Consider the following 17,803-nt stretch of genomic DNA (forward strand, 5'->3'; position numbering starts at 1 on the left):
CAGGCGGCACCCCGGGACGAACCGTGCTGATCGAGTCCGCGGCGACCACGCCGCTCTGCGTCCCGCCTCGAAGAAGAGGTTCGAGCCTCGGACGGCTGACGAGAGGCGGGTGCGCTGCACAGCGAGAGCCCGCCCCCGGCGGGGACGGGCTCTCGGGGACCGGTCAGCGGTCGGTCGGCCAGTGGCGCTCGGGCGAGCCCATGTAGAGCTGCTGCGGGCGGCCGATCTTGGTCTGCTTGTCGGTGTTCATCTCGCGCCAGTGGGCGATCCAGCCGGGCAGGCGGCCGATCGCGAAGAGCACGGTGAACATCCGGGTCGGGAAGCCCATCGCCTTGTAGATGACGCCCGTGTAGAAGTCGACGTTCGGGTAGAGGCGCCGCTCCTTGAAGTAGTCGTCCTCGAGAGCGAGGGCCTCGAGCTCCATCGCGATGTCGAGCAGCGGGTCCTTCACGCCGAGGGCCTGCAGGACCTCGGAGGCGCTCTCCTTGACCAGCTTCGCGCGCGGGTCGTAGTTCTTGTACACCCGGTGGCCGAAGCCCATCAGGCGCACGCCCTCCTCCTTGCTCTTCACCCGCTCGACGAACGTCGACACGCTCTCGCCCGACTCGCGGATCCGGCCGAGCATGGTGAGCACCGCCTCGTTCGCTCCGCCGTGCAGAGGGCCGAACAGGGCGTTGATGCCGGCCGAGACGGAGGCGTAGAGGTTCGCCTCGGTGGAGCCGACGAGGCGGACGGTCGACGTCGACGCGTTCTGCTCGTGGTCCTCGTGGAGGATCAGGAGGCGGTCGAGCGCCTTCGAGAGCACCGGGTCGACCTGGTACTGCTCGGCCATCGTGCCGAAGTTGAGGCGGAGGAAGTTGTCGACGAAGCTCAGCGAGTTGTCCGGATAGAGGAACGCCTGGCCGATCGCCTTCTTGTGGGCGTACGCCGCCATCACGGGCAGCTTCGCCAGGAGGCGGATCGTGGTGAGCTCCACAGCCTCCGGATCCTTCGGGTTGGAGCTGTCCTCGTAGTACGTCGACAGGGCCGACACTCCGGCCGAGAGCACCGACATGGGGTGCGCGCTGTGAGGGAGCGCGTCGAAGAAGCGCTTGAGGTCCTCGTGGAGGAGCGTGTGGCGGCGGATGCGCTCGTCGAAGCCCGCGAGCTCGTCGGCCGTCGGCAGCTCGCCGTAGATGAGGAGCCAGGCCACCTCGAGGTAGGTCGCGTTGGTGGCCACCTCCTCGATCGGGTAGCCGCGGTAGCGGAGGATCCCCTGGTCGCCGTCGATGTAGGTGATCTGCGACTTGGTCGCCGCCGTGTTCACGAAGCCGTAGTCGAGCGACATGAAGCCGGTCTGCTTCGACAGGGTCGAGAAGTCGATGCTCGAGGAGCCGTCGACGCTGCGCAGGACCGGGAAGTCCGCGGTGCGGTCGCCGAAGGTGAGCGTGACCTTCTCGGGGAGCTCCTGCTCCGCCGGCGCGGGAGGCGGCGTCGTGGCGCTCCCGGTCGCGGGCTCCGTGGAGCCCACCGTCGCGGTTCCGTCGCTCTGCGTGCCGGATTCGGTCACAACGCCTCCCAGGTCGTCGCGGTCGCACCCCGGGAGCGCTCGCGCGGAGCGGGCGGCGCCGGGTCTGGATCGTGGTGCAGCCGGGGCCTCGCGAGGCGCCGTCGACCGAACCACATACAGCCTATGGGCAAAGCGGGGGCACTGTGACATCGCCCAGCGCTGGGGCCGGGGCCTTGTCGGAACCCGCCAGGATCGGCCGGGTCGAACGCCTCAGAGGCCGCCGGACAGGCGCTCCACGGCCGCGTCGATCCGCTCGTCGGAGGCCGTCAGCGAGAGGCGCACGTGCTCGGGGAAGCCCTCCCCGTAGAAGACGCCGGGGCCCGCGAGGACGCCGAGGCGGGCGAGGCGGTCGATGGACTCCCAGGCCGGGCGGCCCTCGGTCGCCCACAGGTAGAGGCCGGCCTCGCTGCGGTCGATCCGGAAGCCCGCGGACTCGAGGGCGGGCCGGAGGCGGTCGCGGCGGGAGCGGTAGCGCTCCTTCTGCGCGGCGACGTGCTCGTCGTCGGCGAGGGCGACGATCATCGCCTCCTGCAGCGGACCGGGCACGATCATGCCCGCGTGCTTGCGGACGGTCACCAGGCGCGCGATCAGGGCCGCGTCCCCGGCGACGAAGGCGGCGCGGTAGCCGGCGAGGTTCGACTGCTTGCTCAGCGAGTAGACGCCGAGGACCCCGGTGCGGTCCTCCCCCACCACGCGCGGGTCGAGGACGCTCGGGATCGGCTCGTCGGCCCAGCGGCCGTCCCAGCCGAGCTCGGCGTAGCACTCGTCCCCCGCGATCACAGCGCCCAGCTCACGGGCACGGGCGACGGCGCGCTGCAGGGCGGGCACGTCGAGCACGGCGCCATCGGGGTTGCCGGGAGAGTTGAGCCAGACCAGGCGTGTCGTCGCGGGCCACTCGGCGGGGTCGTCGGAGGCGAGCGCCTCAGCGCCGGCGATCGCCGCGCCCATCGCGTACGTCGGGTAGGCGGCGCGCGGATGCACGACCACGTCCCCCTCCCCGAGTCCGAGGAGGAAGGGCAGCCAGGCGACGAGCTCCTTGGAGCCGATCGTCGGCAGGACCTCGTCGATCCCGAGGCCCTCGACTCCGCGCCGCCGCGCGTACCAGGCGGCGATCGCCTCGCGCAGAGCGGGGGTGCCCACGGTCGTGGGGTACGCGTGCGAGTCCGTCGCGCGGGCGAGCGCGTCGCGGATCGGGGCGGGCGTCGGGTCCACCGGCGAGCCGATCGACAGGTCGACGATCCCGCCGGGGTGCTCCGCCGCCGTGCGGGCGAAGGGCGCCATCAGGTCCCAGGGGTAGTCGGGCAGCGCGCTGAGGGCCACGGGAGCGGCCTCAGTGGCTCTGCGGAGGCAGCGCCGCGATGACCGGGTGGTCCTTCGCGATCACGCCGACCTTGGCGGCTCCGCCCGGGGAGCCGATCTCGTCGAAGAACTCGACGTTGGCCTTGTAGTAGTCGGACCACTCCTCGGGGAGGTCGTCCTCGTAGTAGATCGCCTCGACGGGGCAGACCGGCTCGCAGGCACCGCAGTCGACGCACTCGTCCGGGTGGATGTAGAGCGAGCGCTCGCCTTCGTAGATGCAGTCGACCGGGCACTCGTCGATGCAGGCGCGGTCTTTGACATCGACGCACGGAAGTGCGATCACGTAGGTCACGGTGCTCCAGGTCCCTTCGAACAGTGTCTCTATCGTACGGGGGCCGACGGGGCGTCGGCGTCCGCGGGCCGCGGGGCGGCGGCGGGAGCGGCCGCCCGCAGCCGCGGCCAGGCGATCACGACGAGGGCGATGAGGGCGGGGAGGAAGGTCCAGGCCACGCCGAGGCCGTTCGCCGGGACGAGGACGGATCCGCCGGTGCTGCGCAGGGCGAGCAGCCCGATCATCCCGAGCAGGCCCATCGCAGTGCAGAACGCGACGAACCGGTCGATGAGCACGAGGCGCAGCCCGAGCAGGAGCAGCAGCACACCGGCGAGGGAGGCGGCCAAGCCGACCGGGAGGACGACTCCGCCGACCGACACGGTGCTCTGGTGAGCGACCGTCGTGATCGCTCCGACCACCGCGCCGACCAGGACTCCGGCGACGCCCGACAGCACGCGCGATCCCAGCGTCGGACGCTCCTCCGGCAGCGGCGCCGGACGGCCCGCCTGCGCGACCGGGCGGAAGCGCTCGATGCGGCCGATGGGGAACGGCGGACCGCTCGAGAGGCGGGCCTCGTCGCCCTCGACCACCAGCTGCGTCGCGTGCGCCTCGAGGGCCGCGCGCTTGCGGGCGTGGTCCTCGGCGGACAGCTCGATCACGACGTCCCCGGGGAGGGGCGGGGCCGCGTCGGGGAGGACGGCGAGGAAGCGCAGGCCCAGGCGCTCGGCGGCGCGCTCGGCGACCCGGGCGGTGCGGACGTGGTCCGGGTGGCCGTAGCCGCCGCCCGCGTCGTACGACAGCACGACGCCCGCGTCGACCTGCCGGAGGACGGCGACGAGATCCGCCACCTCCTCGTCCTCGGGCGCGGCGGTGAAGGACGCGGGATGCACCGGCTCGAGCGGCACCGGGACGCGGCCGGGCCCCCACTGCATGCCGGAGTCCCGGTAGACGCGCGGAGCGAGGCCGGGTGCGCGGGCGCCCCCCTCGCCGAGGAAGCGGTGGTCGGCGACGCCGAGGGCCGTCAGGGCGACGACGAGCTCGGTCGTCCGGTGCGCGGCCAGCTCGGCCGAGCCCTCGAGCGGAGCGAGGTCCTCGGGGATGACCTCGCCGCACTCGCCCCGCGTGGCGGTGACGACGGTGACGGAGGCGCCCTGCGCCACCAGCCGCGCCAGGGTCCCGCCCATGGTGATCGTCTCGTCGTCGGGGTGGGCGTGCACCGCCACCACCCGCTCCGCTGCTGCGTCCCGGCCCGCGTCCACTCTCCGCCTCTCGTCCTGCGCGTCCTCCGCTGCGGGTGCTTCTGGACAGCGACCGGGCAGCGGACTACAGTCGACCCGGGTTAGGCAAGGCTTACCGAACAACGGAGCCCCGCCGACCGGATCGACTCGGGGCGGGAGTCGCCCCCTCCTCGTCCACCATCGACCAAGAGAACACGCGTGCTCGCAAACTACCTCATCGGCCTCCGCGAAGGCCTCGAAGCCGGCCTCGTCGTCGGCATCCTCGTGGCCTACCTGACCAAGCTCGGCCGGCGCGACGTGCTGCCGCGGCTCTGGACCGGTATCGCCGCCGCGATCGCGATCTCACTCGTCACCGGTGCGATCCTCACCTGGGGCCCCTCGACCCTGTCGTTCCAGGCTCAGGAGCTCATCGGCGGCGGCCTCTCGATCCTCGCGGTCGGCCTGGTCACCTGGATGATCTTCTGGATGGGCGCGAACGCCCGCAGCATGAAGGGCGACCTCGAGTCCCGGCTCGACGGCGCCGTCGCGGGTTCGGCCCTCGGCATCGTGGTCCTCGGCTTCATCAGCGTCGGCCGCGAGGGCATCGAGACGGCGCTCTTCGTCTGGGCGAGCGTGTCCTCGAGCACTGCGGGGTCGGGATCCAGCGCGTGGGTCGGCACGGTCGGCGCGATGCTGGGCATCCTCAGCTCGGTCGTCATCGCGTACCTGATCTTCCGGGGCTTCGTCCGGATCGACCTCGGGCGCTTCTTCACCTGGACGGGCGGCTTCCTCATCCTTGTCGCGGCCGGCGTCCTCTCCTACGGCGTCGGCGACCTGCAGGAGGCGTCGCTCCTGCCCGGCTGGGGCACCCCGCTGTTCTCGCTCGGCCCGATCCTCCCGCCGCCCGTGACCGCCGTGGTCGGCGGCCTCTTCAACTACACGCCCGAGCCGACCGCTCTGCAGTTCGCCGCCTGGCTGCTCTACCTCGTCGTCGTCGGCGCCCTGTTCGTCCGCCAGGTCCGCCTGCGCGGTCCGCGACGGGGCAGCGCGGCCCCGGTCGCCGCTCCCGCTCCCACCTCCGTCTGACCCGCTCCGGCACCGCCGGCGCACTCGCCCCGATCCAGGAGAAGCATGTCCTCGCGCGCTCGTCCCACCCTCCCCCGCGTCACCCTCGGCCTCGCCGGCGCCGGCGCCCTGGCGCTGATCCTCACGGGCTGCGTGCCGAACACTCCCGCGTCCTCCTCCTCCGCCGCGCTCGACGTCGCGATCAGGGACGACGCCTGCGAGGTGTCGACGGCGACCGCCGAGGCGGGAGCGGTGACGTTCTCACTGACCAACGGCGGCTCGGACGTCAACGAGTTCGAGATCCTGGCCGAGGACAAGCTGCGGATCGTGGGCGAGAAGGAGAACGTGACCCCGGGCCAGAGCGTCTCCTACGTCGCTCAGCTCGAGCCGGGCACCTACTACACCGCCTGCAAGTTCCAGCAGGTCGGCGCCCCGGTCGGGCTGAGCGAGTTCACCGTGACCGGTGAGGCCACCGCGCAGTCGGCGGACGAGAAGGCGGCGACGGAGGCGGCGGTCACCAACTACGTGGCGTACGTGAAGTCGCAGGTGGGCGAGCTGCTCCCCGCGGTGGCCGAGTTCGCCCAGGCCTACGAGGCCGGCGACGACGAGAAGGCGCGCGGCCTCTTCGCGTCGACCCGCGTCTTCTACGAGCGGATCGAGCCGACCGCGGAGGCGTTCGGCGACCTCGACCCGCGCATCGACTACCGCGAGGTCGACGCCGTCGCCGAGGGCCTGGACTGGACCGGCTTCCACCGCATCGAGAAGGACCTGTGGGCCCCCGCGGAGGGTGCGCTCAACTCCGACGGCACGAGCGCGCTCCTCGACTGGGCGCCCTCCACCCCCGAGCAGCGCGCGCAGTTCGGCCAGGGCCTCGTCGACGACGTGCAGAGCCTGGCCGACCTCGTGAACGCGCCCGGCTTCACCGTCTCGGTGGGCGACATCTCCAACGGCGCCATCGGCCTGCTCGACGAGGTCGCGGCCGGCAAGATCACGGGCGAGGAGGACTGGTGGTCGAGCACTGACCTCACCGACTTCGCCGCGAACGTCCAGGGCGCGGAGGTGGCGTTCGGCAACGTCGAGCCGATCGCGACCGCCAGCGGCGACGAGGGCGCCGACCTCACCGGACGGATCACGCAGCGGTTCTCCGAGCTCGACGCCCTGCTCGCGCAGTACGGCTCGATCGACTCCGGCTTCGCTGCGTACTCCACCGTCACCGCGGAGCAGAAGAAGGAGCTCTCGGACGCGGTCAACGCTCTCTCCGAGCCGCTCTCGCAGCTGACCCACACGGTGCTGGGCGTCGAGGAGCCGGCCGCCTAGTGGGCGCCGAGCATCACGAGGGAGCCCGGCCGACGGCCTCCCAACAGCCCTCCGACGAGCCCCGCCGCCTCTCGCGGCGCGGGCTTCTCGGCCTCGTCTCGGCGGGGACGGCCGGGCTGGCCGCCGGAGTGGGCGGCACGGTGGCCGTCACATCGTCTGCGAGCGCGACGGCCTCCTCCGCCACGCGCACCGTGCCGTTCTTCGGCGCGAACCAGGCGGGCATCACCACCGCCGCTCAGGACCGGCTGCACTTCGCCGCGTTCGACCTCGCCGCGGGCACCACGCGCGAGGACCTCGTCGAGCTCCTGAAGGACTGGACGCTCGCCGCCTCGCGGATGACCCAGGGCCTCGAGATCGGCGAGACCGGCGCGGTGGACGGGCCGGACACGGCTCCCCCGGAGGACACCGGGGAGGCGCTCGGGCTCGACGCCGCGTCCCTCACCGTCACGGTCGGCTTCGGACCCACCCTCTTCACGGACGAGTCCGGCGCCGACCGCTTCGGCCTCGCCGACCGCCGGCCTCCGCAGCTGCAGGCCCTGCCCCGCTTCCGCGGCGACGCGCTCGTCCCGTCGGCCGGCGGCGGCGACCTCTGCATCCAGGCCTGCGCCGACGATCCGCAGGTCGCCGTGCACGCCATCCGCAACCTGAGCCGGATCGCGTTCGGCCGGGCCTCGCTCCGCTGGTCGCAGCTCGGCTTCGGCCGCACCTCCTCGACGTCCACCGCCCAGGCGACTCCGCGCAACCTCTTCGGCTTCAAGGACGGCACGGCGAACGTGAAGTCCGAGGAGGCCGACGCCGTAGAAGAGCACGTCTGGGTCCCCTCCTCCGACGGCCCCGCGTGGATGGTCGGCGGCAGCTACCTGGTCGCGCGGAAGATCCGGATGATCATCGAGACGTGGGACCGCAGCCAGCTGGGCGAGCAGGAGCGGGTCATCGGCCGCAGCAAGGGGTCCGGAGCCCCGCTCTCGGGCGGCACGGAGTCCACGGAGCCCGACTTCGCAGCGGCCGGCGCCACGGGTGCCCCGCTGATCGATCAGGAGTCGCACGTGCGCCTCGCGCACCCGAGCGTGAACAACGGGGTGCGGCTCCTGCGCCGCGGCTACAACTTCGTCGACGGCAACGACGAGCTCGGACGCCTGAACGCGGGGCTGTTCTTCCTCTCGTTCCAGCGCTCCCCGGAGCAGTTCGTCACCGTGCAGCGGAACCTCGCGACCGACGCGCTGAACGAGTACGTGAAGCACGTCGGCTCGGCCGTGTTCGCGGTGCCGCCCGGTGCCCGCGACGAGACCGATTTCCTCGGCTCCGGCCTCTTCGCCTGATCCCTGAGAGGACCCGCACTCCGTCCCAGGATCCGGCGGGCGCACTCCACGGCGCGCCGAAGCCTGCGCCCGTAGCGTCGTCGGCGATGTCCGGGAACAGTGCGAGAAGCGGCCTGACCAAGCGCGAGCGCCAGGAGCTCGCCCGAGCGCAGGCGCGGGAGCGCCGCGAAGCCGAGAGGCGCCGGCGGCGCCGGAACCGGCTGCTCGGGCAGGGCGGAGCGGTCGTCGGGCTCCTCGCGGTCGTGGCCCTGGTCTGCTGGAACGTCTGGTCGCAGCAGGAGGTCGCGAGCGCCGGCCCGGCGAACATGCTCAGCGACGGCATCGTCCTCGCGGGCGACGGCTCGGCCGTGACGGCGACGACGAGCGCGGCGATCGCTCCGGGAGCATCCCCCGTCCCGACCGACGAGAGCGCCACACGGGCGGGCGGAGTCGTCGCCGTCGACCTCTACGTCGACTACCTCTGCCCGTACTGCGGGCAGTTCGAGAAGGCGAACGCCGAGCAGCTGCAGTCGTGGCTGACGAAGGAGGCGATCACGCTCGAGATCCACCCGGTGGCGATCCTCGACTCCTCCTCGGCCGGCTCCGAGTACTCCAGCCGGGCCGCGAACGCCGCGGCGTGCGTCGCCGACGAGGATCCGGACCGCTTCCTCGCCGTGAACGCGGCGCTCTTCGCGCAGCAGCCGGCGGAGGGGACGACGGGCCTCGACGACGACGCTCTGCGGGCGCTGGTGACCGGAGCGGGCGTCACCGACGACGACGTCCTCGCCTGCATGACCGCGGGCGAGTTCCGGCCCTGGGTGAAGGCCGCGACCGAGCGGGCCACCTCGCTCCCCCTCGCTAACTCCTCGCTGCCGAAGCTCGAGTCGACGCCCACCGTGCTGGTGAACGGCGAGCAGTACACGGGGAAGCCGGACGACGCGGCGGCGTTCGTCTCCTTCGTCACCTCGACGCTCGAGGCGGAGTCCTCGACCCCCTCTCCCTCTCCGAGTCCGGCGGGCTGATCCGGACCGCGAGGGACGGGATCGGCGCTGCACGCTGCAGCACCGGGCGGAGACGACGAGACCGGCCGGGGCATCGCTCCGGCCGGTCTCGTCGTGGGCGGGCGCCGAGGCGCCCGGGGCTCAGCCCTGCTTCTTGAGGCGGCTCGTCATGCGCGCGCGGGCGTTCGCATCGAGCTCCACCTTGCGGATGCGGACGACCTCGGGGGTGACCTCGACGCACTCGTCCTCGCGGGCGAACTCGAGGCACTCCTCGAGCGTCAGCTGACGCGACGGCGTCATCGACTCGAAGGTGTCGGAGGTGGACTGACGCATGTTGGTCAGCTTCTTCTCCTTGGTGATGTTCACGTCCATGTCGTCGTTGCGCGAGTTCTCGCCGATCACCATGCCCTCGTAGACCTCCTCGGTGGGGTTCACGAAGAAGGTCATCCGCTCCTGGAGCGCGATGATGGCGAACGGGGTCACGACGCCGTTGCGGTCCGCGACGATCGACCCGTTGTTGCGGGTGACGATCGCGCCGGCCCACGGCTCGTAGCCGTGCAGGATCGCGTTCGCGATGCCGGTGCCGCGCGTGGTGGTGAGGAACTCGGTGCGGAAGCCGATCAGGCCGCGCGACGGAACGATGAACTCCATGCGGACCCAGCCGGTGCCGTGGTTCGACATGCCGTCCATGCGGCCCTTGCGGGCGGCGAGGAGCTGCGTGATCGCACCGAGGTACTCCTCCGGGGCGTCGATCGTGAGGTGCTCGAAGGGCTCGTGCGTCTTGCCGTCGACCTGGCGGGTGACCACCTGGGGCTTGCCGACGGTCAGCTCGTAGCCCTCGCGGCGCATCTGCTCGACGAGGATGGCCAGCGCGAGCTCGCCGCGGCCCTGGACCTCCCACGAGTCGGGGCGTCCGATGTCGACGATCTTGAGCGACACGTTTCCGATGAGCTCGCGGTCGAGGCGGTCCTTGACCATGCGCGCCGTGAGCTTGTGGCCCTTCACCTTGCCGACGAGCGGCGAGGTGTTGGTGCCGATCGTCATCGAGATCGCCGGGTCGTCGACCGTGATGGCCGGCAGCGGGCGGATGTCCTCGGGGTCGGCGATGGTCTCGCCGATGGTGATCTCGGGGAAGCCCGCGATCGCGACGATGTCGCCGGGGCCCGCGGACTCGGCCGGGTAGCGGTCGAGCGCCTTGGTGATCAGCAGCTCGGTGATGCGCGCGTTGGTGTGGGTGCCGTCGTGGTGGACCCAGGCGACCGTCTGCCCCTTCTTGATCGTGCCGTTGAAGACGCGGAGGAGGGCGAGGCGGCCGAGGAACGGCGACGCGTCGAGGTTGGTGACGTGGGCCTGGAGGGGCGCGTCGTCGTCGTAGGTCGGCGCGGGGATGTGCTTGAGGATCGCCTCGAACAGCGGCTCCAGGTCCTCGGCGTCCGGCAGCGTGCCGTCCTCGGGCTTGTTAGCCGAGGCGCGGCCGGCCTTGCCGGAGGCGTAGACCACGGGGACGTCGAGGATCGCGTCGAGGTCGAGGTCCGGCACGTCGTCGGCCATGTCGGAGGCGAGGCCGAGGAGCAGGTCCTGGCTCTCGGCGACGACCTCGTCGATGCGCGCGTCGGGGCGGTCGGTCTTGTTGACCAGGAGGATGACGGGGAGCTTCGCCTCGAGCGCCTTGCGCAGCACGAAGCGGGTCTGGGGCAGCGGGCCCTCGGACGCGTCGACGAGGAGGCAGACGCCGTCGACCATCGACAGGCCGCGCTCGACCTCGCCGCCGAAGTCGGCGTGGCCCGGGGTGTCGATGACGTTGATGGTGATGGGACCGTCGCTCGCGTGCTTGCCGCTGTACGAGACAGCGGTGTTCTTCGCGAGGATCGTGATGCCCTTCTCGCGCTCGAGCTCGTTGGAGTCCATCGCGCGCTCGTCCACGTGGGCGTGCGCGTCGAAGGAGTTCGTCTGCTTGAGCATGGCGTCGACCAGCGTGGTCTTGCCATGGTCGACGTGGGCGACGATCGCGACGTTGCGCAGGTCGGAGCGGGTGGCACTTGCCATGGATACGGACTCGTCTCGTGTTCTCGTGCAAAAGGGGGACCATCCATCGTACCGCAGCGAGGCGTCCGCACGGCGAAGGGCCCCGGATCCCCGCTCCGGAGGGCTCCGAGGAGCGCTCCAGGCGGGGCCGGGGCCCTGGTGACGGTCGGTCAGACCGCGAACTCGATGCCGGCGCCGGGGATGGCGTCGAGCAGCTCGCGGGTGTACTCCTGCTGCGGCGAGTCGAACACGGTGTCCGTCGGGGCGTGCTCGACGATCCTGCCCTTCTGCATCACGCAGACGTCGTCGGCGATCACGCGGACCACCGCCAGGTCGTGCGTGATGAACAGGTAGGTCAGCCCGAGCTCGGCCTGCAGGTCGGCGAGGAGGCGGAGGATCTGCGCCTGGACGAGGACGTCCAGAGCCGACACGGCCTCGTCGAGCACCACGATCTCCGGCTTCAGCGCGAGCGCGCGGGCGATCGCCACGCGCTGGCGCTGGCCGCCGGAGAGCTCGTTCGGGTACCGGCTCGCGATCACGCGCGGGAGGGACACCTGGTCGAGCAGCTCGAGGACGCGCTCGCGCTGCGACGTCCGGTCGCCGACCTTGTGCACTCGCAGCGGCTCCGAGATGGTGTTGCCGATGTTGTGCAGCGGGTCGAGCGAGCCGTACGGGTCCTGGAACACCGGCTGCATGGAGCGCCGGAGCGCCAGCATGTCGCGGCCCTTGAGCTTCTCGGTCCGGCGACCGGCGATCGAGATCGCTCCGGACGTCGCCGTCTCGAGGCCCAGCACCAGGCGGGCGATCGTCGACTTGCCCGATCCGGACTCGCCCACGAGCGCCGTGGTGGTGCCCTTCGGGATCGAGAACGACACGTTGTCGACGGCGGTGAAGTCCTCGGCCTTCAGGCCGCCGCGGCGGATCTTGAAGACCTTCGTGAGGCCGTCGACCTCGATCATCGGGGCGCCCGAGGCGACCGCGCCGGCGTGGTGCGCGGCGCCCGCGCCGACCAGGTCGACCTCGCGCACGGCCTCCGACTCGCCGGAGACCGACTCCACGGCCCGGCCGGCCGTCGACTGGATGCGGCGCGACGCGAGGCTGGGCGCCGCCGCGATCAGGCGCTGCGTGTAGGGGTGCTGCGGGTTCTGCAGCACCTCCACCGAGGCGCCGGACTCGACGATGCGGCCCTTGTACATGACGATGAGCTTCTCGGCGCGCTCGGCGGCGAGGCCCAGGTCGTGCGTGATGAAGAGCAGCGCGGTGCCGTCGGTCTTCGTCAGCGTCTCGAGGTGGTCGAGGATCCGGCGCTGGACCGTGACGTCGAGCGCCGAGGTGGGCTCGTCGGCGATCAGCAGCTGGGGAGCCGCGGCCAGGCCGATGCCGATCAGCACGCGCTGGCGCATGCCGCCCGAGAACTGGTGCGGGAACTGCTTGAGGCGCTTCTCCGCGTCGGCGAGGCCCGCGTTCTGCAGGACCTCGATCGCCTTGGCGCGCACCTCCTTGCGACCGGTCGCGAGGCCGTTGGCCTTGATGGTCTCCTCGACCTGGAAGCCGACCGACCACACGGGGTTCAGGTTCGACATCGGGTCCTGCGGGACGTAGCCGATCCGGCGGCCGCGGATGTCCTCGAGCTCGGTCCTCGTCGCCTTCGCGAGGTCCTTGCCGTCGAACAGCACGGAGCCGGCGGTGACCTGGCCGGTGCCGGGGAGCAGGCCGATGATCGCGGCGGCGGTCGTCGACTTGCCGGAGCCCGACTCCCCCACGATCGCGACGGTCTGGCCGTGCTCGATCGTGAGGCTCACGCCGCGGAGGGCGGGGACCAGTCCGCTGCCGGTCTGGAAGCCGACCTCGAGGTCGGTGACCTCGAGCAGCGGCCCGTGCGGTGCGTTCGGTGTCGTGGCGGTCATCGGAGGGCCCTCGCCTTCGGGTCGAGCGCGTCGCGGAGCGATTCGCCGAGGAGGATGAAGCTCAGCACCGTGACCGTCAGGGCGATCGACGGGTAGATCAGCGTCTGCGGGTTGGTGCGCAGATCGCGCTGGGCCTGGCTGATGTCGTTGCCCCACGACATGACCGAGCCGGGAAGGCCGACGCCGAGGAACGACAGCGTCGCCTCCGCGGTGATGGCCGCGCCGAGCGAGATCGTCGTGACGACGATGACGGGAGCGATCGAGTTCGGCAGCACGTGCCGGAACAGGATCGCCATGCGGGAGAGGCCGGTCGCGGTGGCGGCGCCGACGAAGTCGGCCTGCTTCACGCGGAGGACCTCGGAGCGCAGGACGCGCGCCGTCGTCGGCCAGGCGAACGCGCCGATCGCCAGGGCGATGACGAACACGTTCCGGTAGGCCGAGAAGACGGACATGATGACGACCGCGGCGAGGATGTAGGGGATCGAGAAGAAGATGTCGCCGAGGCGCATGATCACGGTGTCGACCCAGCCGCCGAAGAAGCCGGCCAGAGCGCCGCCGATGACGCCGGAGACCGTCGTGATCACGATCACGATGAGGCCGACGGTCAGCGACGTGGACGTGCCGTGGATGATCCGCGAGAAGACGTCGCACCCCTGCTTGGTGTAGCCGAGCAGGCTGCCGTCGCCGGGGCCCTGGTTGCTGAACGAGAGCGCGCACTGGCGGGGGTCCACCGAGGTGAACAGGCCCGGGAACAGCGCGACGGCGATGATGACGAGGATCAGGACGCCCGAGATCCAGAACATGGGCCGCTTGCGCAGGTCGCGCCACGCGTCGGTCCAGAGGTTGCTGGGCTTCTCGTCGAGGCTGACGGCGTCGACCGACGCGATCGGCGTCTCCTCGAGCGGGGCCACGAAGTGGTCGATGCGGCGGGCCTTCTGCGCGCCGCCGGTGGACTCATTTGGCATAGCGGATCCTCGGGTCGAGTACGGCGTAGAGCAGGTCGACGAGGATGTTCACCACGAGGTAGAACAGCACCATGACCGTGACGAAGGAGACGACGGTCGGCCGCTCACCTCGGATGATCGCCTGATAGAGCGTGTTCCCGACTCCGGGAACGTTGAAGATGCCCTCGGTCACGGTCGCGCCGACGATCAGGAGGCCGAAGTCGGCTCCGAACTGCGTCGTGACCGGGATGAGCGAGTTGCGCAGGACGTGCACGGGGATGACGCGGCGTCGCGAGAGCCCCTTGCTGTACGCGGTGCGGACGAAGTCCGAGCCGGCCGTCTCGATGACCGAGCCGCGCGTGAGGCGGATGGCCGACGCCACCACGAACAGGGCGAGCACGATCGCGGGCAGCAGCAGCCTCTGGAACGACGCGTCGGCTCCGACGGTCGGAGGGAACCATCCCAGCTGGATCGCGAAGAAGGACTGCGCGATGAAGCAGAGCACGAAGATCGGCACCGACACGAGCAGGAGGCTGACGACCAGGGCGCTCGCGTCGAAGAAGCTGCCCTTGCGCAGACCGCTGATGAGGCCGATGGTCAGGGCGACGACGATCTCGATGACGATCGCCATCATGGCCAGCGTCAGGGTGACCGGGAAGGTGCGGGCGAGGATCTCGTTGACGGACTGGCCGGAGAACGAGATGCCGAAGTCGCCGCGGACGACGCCTCCCAGGTAGTACAGGTACTGGACGAAGAAGGGCTCGTTCAGGTGGTACTGCTCCTCGAGGCGGGCGAGGAGTGCGGGGCTCGGCGTCTTGTCGCCGAAGAGCGACAGGAGCGGGTTCCCCGGCATGGAGAAGACCATGAAGTAGATGAGGAACGTGGTGCCGATGAGCACGGGGACGGCTTGCAGGATGCGTCGGACGATGTAGGCGAGCATGTCAGCCCAGCCGGTTCCGGAGTCGCATGGATGGGGACCTCATTCGATTGTGACCGAAACAGGGCGCTCCGCCCGTGCCGTGACCTGGTGGCCGACGGCACGGGCGAAGCGCCCCAGTGGTTCGAGCTTAGTTCTTGGTGATCTCGTAGTAGAGCGGCACCGAGTTCCAGCCGAACTCGACGTTCGACACGCCCTCGCCGTAGCCGCCGGTCACGTTCGCGTACCAGAGGGGCAGCGACGGGAGGTCTTTCAGGAGGATCTCCTGGGCCTGCTGGAACGTCTTGTTCGCAGCGTCGGCGTCGGCGTCCGACAGGCCCTGCTGGAGCAGGGTGTCGAACTCGGGGTTCGAGTAGTCGCCGTCGTTGGACGAGGCGCCGGTCACGTAGAGCGGTCCGAGGAAGTTGTAGAGGCTCGGGTAGTCGGCCTGCCATCCGGTGCGGAACGCGGTCTCGATCGAGCGGTCGACGATCTTGGTGCGCGCCTCGGCGAAGGTCGGGTACGCGTCGCCCTCGGCGTCGATGCCCAGCGTGTTCTTAATCGAGTTGGTCACCGCGTCGACCCAGCCCTGGTGGCCGCCGTCGGCGTTGTAGGCGATCTTGAAGGTGCCGTCCCAGGGGCTGATCGCGTCGGCCTGAGCCCACAGCGCCTTGGCCTCGTCGGGGTTGTACTCGAGCACGTCGGCGCCGGAGAGGGCGTCGCTGTAGCCGTCGATCACCGGGGAGGTGAAGTCGGAGGCCGGGGTGCGGGTGCCCTCGAAGATCACGTCGGTGATCTCCTTGCGGTCGAAGGACATCGAGATCGCCTGGCGGCGGAGCTGACCCTCCTCGCCGTCGAAGTGCGGGAGACGGCCCGGGATGGTGAAGGACTGGAACACGGCCGAGGGCTGGTTCACGGCGCGGTCGCCGAGGTCGCTCTCGAAGGTGCCGAAGGCGGAGTCCGGGATCTGGTCGATCACGTCGACGTTGCCGCCGAGGAGGTCGGCGTAGGAGGCGTCCTGGGTGGCGTAGAAGACGATCTTCAGGCCGCCGTTCTGGGCCTCGCGGGGGCCGGTGTACTCGTCGTTCTTGACGAGCTCGATCTGGACGTCGTGCTGCCACGCGTCGTCGCCGTCGAGCTTGTACGGGCCGTTGCCGATCGGGTTCTCACCGAAGGCGGCCATGTCGTCGAACGCGGCGGCGGGCAGGGGGTAGTACGCCGAGTAGCCGAGGCTGATCGGGAAGTCCGACTGGGGGGACTTGAGCGCGACGGTGAAGGTGGTGTCGTCCACGGCCTTGAGGCCGGTGAGCTCGCTGTCCTCGGTGTCGCTGAAGCCCTCGAAGTTCGAGAAGAACGACGCGCTGAGCTGGTTGTTCGACAGCTTGGCGCCGTAGTTCCAGGCGTCGATGAACGAGCTGGAGGTGACCGGGTCGCCGTTCGTGAAGGTCAGGCCCGACTTGATTGTGATCGTGTAGTTCTGCGCGTCGTCCGACTCGATGGACTCGGCGACGTCGTTCTCGGGGGCGCCCTTGGCGTCGTAGTAGACCAGGCCCGCGAAGATCTCGTCGAGGATCTTGCCGCCGCCCACCTCGTTGGTGTTCGTCGGGATCAGCGGGTTCTGCGGCTCGGAGCCGTTCGTGGAGATGATCGCGGCGGCGTCGCCTCCCGATGCACCTCCGCCCGAGTCGTTCGAGCTGCTGCAGCCGGCCAGGACCAGCGTGCTCGCGGCGACGAGCGCTAGAGCCCCGAATCCGTAACGTCTGATGTTCACTATTCCTCCAGTGATGTGGGGGCGCGCGAGAAGTGGTTTCCCTGACGCGTGGAGTGCCGTGCGCGTGGCGACGGCGGCGGCGCACGAGACTGGTGGCCGTCGCGCGGATGCCTTCAACGAGACTATGTATTCGCCCGCTATCTGCACAAAAGCATGTGGCAACCGTTACACAGCGGTAACCGGGAGGTGGAATCCTTGCGCTGTTCTGCACGAAACGTGCGTACCGGGCGGCCGTCGCGCAACACATCGACTTCAGAGGAGACGCACGGAGTGTCCACCGACCTGTCAGGATCCGCGCCCGGACGGCGCCGGATCCGCATCGAGATCCTGCTGGTCCTCGGGCTCTCGCTGGGCGCCTCCGCGGTCTACTCGGTGGTCTCCATCGCCAACCGGCTCACCCGCTCGACCGCACTGGCCGACCAGACCGCGACGATCAACGGCGCCCTCAGCGACCGCCCGGGCTTCGACCTCGTCTACCAGCTGCTCGCGCTCTTCTTCGACCTGGTGCCGGTGGCCCTCTGCGCGTTCCTGCTCTGGCAGAGCTCGGGCCGTCCGCTCGGGCGCCTGGGGCTCGACCTACGCCGGCCGTTCGCGGACCTGGGGACCGGGACCGTCCTCGCGGTGGCGATCGGCGCGCCGGGCATCGCGCTGTACGCCGTCGGACGCGCGCTGGGCATCACCGTGGCGGTGGTGGCCTCGCCGCTGGACGCGTACTGGTGGACGGTGCCGGTGCTCGTGCTCTCCGCGATCCGGGCGGGAGTGCAGGAGGAGGTCGTCGTGATCGGGTACCTCTTCGCCCGCCTGGGCGATCTGGGCTGGGGGCGGTGGCGGATCCTGGTGACCAGTGCGCTGCTCCGGGGCAGCTACCACCTTTACCAGGGCATCGGGCCCTTCATCGGGAACGTGGTCATGGGCCTGGTGTTCGGACTCTTCTACCAGCGCTTCGGCCGCACCCTGCCCCTGGTGATCGCCCACTCGATCATCGACATCGTCTCGTTCGTCGGCTACCCGCTGGCCGTCGCCCTCTGGCCCGAGCTGTTCGCGCCGCCGGCTCCGCGGACGTGACGTCGGACCGATCCCATCCGAGGAGCCGCAGGACCGCGCCGCGCTCGACGGCGGCTCTCAAGAGCCGCGGCGTGACGCCCGCACGGTGGAGCTGCTCG

General features: G+C 70.6%; 14 protein-coding genes. 5 read left to right on the forward strand and 9 right to left on the reverse strand.

What is annotated here, in order from left to right; genetic code table 11:
- Window positions 1-163: 163 nt before the first annotated feature.
- From C5C57_RS00750 to C5C57_RS00765, 4 genes are all read right to left on the reverse strand, one after another.
- Entirely contained in the window at window positions 164-1,549 is a 1,386-nt protein-coding gene (locus tag C5C57_RS00750; protein WP_258063160.1) for a citrate synthase, read from the reverse strand.
- A 210-nt stretch (window positions 1,550-1,759) separates the two neighbouring features.
- Complete coding sequence (dapC, locus tag C5C57_RS00755) at window positions 1,760-2,869, reverse strand: succinyldiaminopimelate transaminase (RefSeq protein ID WP_104297155.1); 1,110 nt, start codon at window positions 2,867-2,869, stop codon at window positions 1,760-1,762.
- Window positions 2,870-2,879: 10 nt separating this feature from the next.
- Window positions 2,880-3,200: a ferredoxin gene (gene fdxA, locus C5C57_RS00760; protein ID WP_104222984.1), complete on the reverse strand. Its 321-nt coding sequence runs from the start codon at window positions 3,198-3,200 to the stop codon at window positions 2,880-2,882.
- A gap of 29 nt (window positions 3,201-3,229) precedes the next feature.
- On the reverse strand, window positions 3,230-4,438 hold the full coding sequence (locus C5C57_RS00765) for a PIG-L family deacetylase (RefSeq protein ID WP_104309065.1): 1,209 nt from the start codon (window positions 4,436-4,438) through the stop codon (window positions 3,230-3,232).
- Window positions 4,439-4,615: 177 nt separating this feature from the next.
- On the opposite strand from C5C57_RS00765, the gene efeU reads away from it, so the two are divergent.
- From efeU to C5C57_RS00785, 4 genes are all read left to right on the forward strand, one after another.
- Window positions 4,616-5,482, forward strand: a complete 867-nt coding sequence (gene efeU / locus C5C57_RS00770) for an iron uptake transporter permease EfeU (RefSeq protein ID WP_104225548.1) — start codon at window positions 4,616-4,618, stop codon at window positions 5,480-5,482.
- A 45-nt stretch (window positions 5,483-5,527) separates the two neighbouring features.
- Window positions 5,528-6,778, forward strand: coding sequence for an iron uptake system protein EfeO (gene efeO / locus C5C57_RS00775; protein ID WP_104237549.1), 1,251 nt, complete (start codon window positions 5,528-5,530; stop codon window positions 6,776-6,778).
- Window positions 6,778-8,097 carry an iron uptake transporter deferrochelatase/peroxidase subunit gene (gene efeB, locus C5C57_RS00780; RefSeq protein WP_104297156.1) on the forward strand — a complete coding sequence of 440 codons (1,320 nt, stop codon included), beginning with the start codon at window positions 6,778-6,780 and terminating at the stop codon, window positions 8,095-8,097. Before efeO ends, efeB begins: the two co-directional genes overlap by 1 nt.
- A gap of 86 nt (window positions 8,098-8,183) precedes the next feature.
- Window positions 8,184-9,098, forward strand: a complete 915-nt coding sequence (locus tag C5C57_RS00785; protein ID WP_104246610.1) for a thioredoxin domain-containing protein — start codon at window positions 8,184-8,186, stop codon at window positions 9,096-9,098.
- A 120-nt stretch (window positions 9,099-9,218) separates the two neighbouring features.
- On the opposite strand, the gene typA is transcribed toward C5C57_RS00785, so the two are convergent.
- The 5 genes from typA to C5C57_RS00810 form a co-directional block, all read right to left on the reverse strand.
- On the reverse strand, window positions 9,219-11,123 hold the full coding sequence (gene typA, locus C5C57_RS00790) for a translational GTPase TypA (RefSeq protein WP_104222978.1): 1,905 nt from the start codon (window positions 11,121-11,123) through the stop codon (window positions 9,219-9,221).
- A gap of 149 nt (window positions 11,124-11,272) precedes the next feature.
- Window positions 11,273-13,009, reverse strand: coding sequence for an ABC transporter ATP-binding protein (locus C5C57_RS00795; protein WP_104260189.1), 1,737 nt, complete (start codon window positions 13,007-13,009; stop codon window positions 11,273-11,275).
- Window positions 13,006-13,974, reverse strand: coding sequence for an ABC transporter permease (locus C5C57_RS00800; RefSeq protein ID WP_104222976.1), 969 nt, complete (start codon window positions 13,972-13,974; stop codon window positions 13,006-13,008). The genes C5C57_RS00795 and C5C57_RS00800 overlap by 4 nt, the downstream gene beginning before the upstream one ends.
- Window positions 13,964-14,893, reverse strand: coding sequence for an ABC transporter permease (locus C5C57_RS00805; RefSeq protein ID WP_104222975.1), 930 nt, complete (start codon window positions 14,891-14,893; stop codon window positions 13,964-13,966). The genes C5C57_RS00800 and C5C57_RS00805 overlap by 11 nt, the downstream gene beginning before the upstream one ends.
- A gap of 127 nt (window positions 14,894-15,020) precedes the next feature.
- Window positions 15,021-16,640, reverse strand: a complete 1,620-nt coding sequence (locus tag C5C57_RS00810) for an ABC transporter substrate-binding protein (protein WP_104222974.1) — start codon at window positions 16,638-16,640, stop codon at window positions 15,021-15,023.
- Between the two features lie 270 nt (window positions 16,641-16,910).
- Here C5C57_RS00810 and C5C57_RS00815 point away from each other — a divergent pair, with 270 nt between their 5' ends.
- Window positions 16,911-17,705, forward strand: a complete 795-nt coding sequence (locus tag C5C57_RS00815; protein ID WP_258059269.1) for a CPBP family intramembrane glutamic endopeptidase — start codon at window positions 16,911-16,913, stop codon at window positions 17,703-17,705.
- Window positions 17,706-17,803 lie beyond the last annotated feature (98 nt).

It is taken from the genome of Rathayibacter sp. AY1C5, from assembly GCF_002931705.1.
Lineage (GTDB): Bacteria > Actinomycetota > Actinomycetes > Actinomycetales > Microbacteriaceae > Rathayibacter.